The following is a 1,557-nucleotide window of genomic DNA, read 5'->3' as shown; positions in this document are numbered from 1 at the left end:
TGAGTCAATTTCATAATTGCTCTTTTTAAAAATACAGAATCCTACAGAATTTCTAAAATGTATTTTTAAAAACAGAAATCATGCTACTTGTTGCTGATTTAATTGTACATTAATTCGGTCTGCGGCTAACTTTGAAGCATTATAAATAAGGGTTACCATGTCAAAATGAATTTTTGCACGTTTCCCAGTACGATAGCGAACATTGTTCAGTTGAAAGAATTCTTTCAGATAGGCATTAACCCGTTCTACGGCAGTACGACGTTTGAAAATGTTTTTCCATGCTTGTGACCCGCGTGCTGGTGCGGTATATCTGCGAAGGTCTGAAGTGATTTTCACTTTATAAACCTTTTGGCAAATACCTTCATTAGCTAAGGGACAGTCGCTGCATTCCTTTGGTCTTGTGTATTTCAATGTTTCATATTTAGGATCAAAACTATCATAACGATAAGAATGCTCTCTGAAACAAGTTGGGGCAAAGTGTTTATCATAGCCAATGATTTCCCCTTCATTTCGCTTATTATACGCGATGACGGATTGTTGTCCCATTCGATGTACCTGCTCGTATATGGGTTCATAGTCATAGCCCGCATCCATTGTTTGATAACGTAATGGAAGGTGAAGGCGTTCCTGAATTCCTTTCAGTAAAGGGATAGCTGCCTTACCATCATTTAGACTCCCAGATGAAAAAAGAGCCTGTAGAATGTATTGGCTTGATGTACCAACGGCTAAATGACCTTTGTAGCCAAACCAAAAAACATTTTGTCCTTCTGAGTTCTTTTTCACGCCCCATTTAGGGTCTTGGGGAACTTCGGCACGTAGTTCGGCTAGGGGAACATCTAATTGGGCCACAATTTTTCTATCATATAAAGGTAAATTGGCTTCCGTTTCAGCTTGTTCTTTAAGCCACCCGTCACGCTCATCTTTTGATTTCCGACCACGTTTTTGGGGTTCAGATTTTGGCTTTTCTTCTTTTGGCTGCGCTTGGTCTCGTGCTTCAAAATGGGTTGCATCAATGGCCACTGTATCATCCGTGATGAAACCTTCTGCAATAGCCTGGAGGACCACTTTTTCTTGTTCTTTCTCAAGGATATCGCTTTCCTCCAATTTCGTTATGAGACGTGAATAGGAGGATTCTGAAGGCACATGATCAGAAACCAAAAAGCCACAATTTAACTTAAAAGCTAGATCATCATGAAGACGTTTTATAAGATCCTTCATCGTAGGGATGCGCTCTATGTATCTTACAAAGGTGGAGATAATCATGGCTGCATAGTTTAGTTCTTCCGGTGCACCCAACCGTGATTTTTTCGCCACTTGATGGTACATCGAATCCAAATCTACCGCTGAAATAATGGCTTCATATTTTTGGGTAGGTTCCATGTCAAATAATTCCTGTATGCCAAATAGGCTAGGTTGTCGTATAATAGTCATAAGAAGTACTCCTCCAGTCTTTTTATGGTTTGTGGTCAACTACCATTATACAAGATTTGGGGAGGTACTTCTTTTTTTATCTCTTAAACCCCTTGATACACAAGGGCTAAGAATTATGAAATTCAT

Annotated in this window: 1 protein-coding gene; it reads right to left on the bottom strand. The window is 39.5% G+C overall.

Annotation, left to right across the window (positions count from 1 at the left end):
• Window positions 1-78 precede the first annotated feature (78 nt).
• A complete protein-coding gene (locus AAIB49_RS19800) occupies window positions 79-1,431 on the bottom strand; it encodes an IS1182 family transposase (protein WP_107919837.1) in 1,353 nt (450 codons plus the stop codon).
• Window positions 1,432-1,557: the final 126 nt, after the last annotated feature.

Source organism: Ornithinibacillus proteolyticus (assembly GCF_039581225.1).
Classification (GTDB): Bacteria; Bacillota; Bacilli; order Bacillales; family Amphibacillaceae; genus Ornithinibacillus; species Ornithinibacillus massiliensis.
The sequence above is the reverse complement of the archived record's forward strand: the minus strand, read 5'-3'. Positions and strand labels throughout refer to the sequence as shown.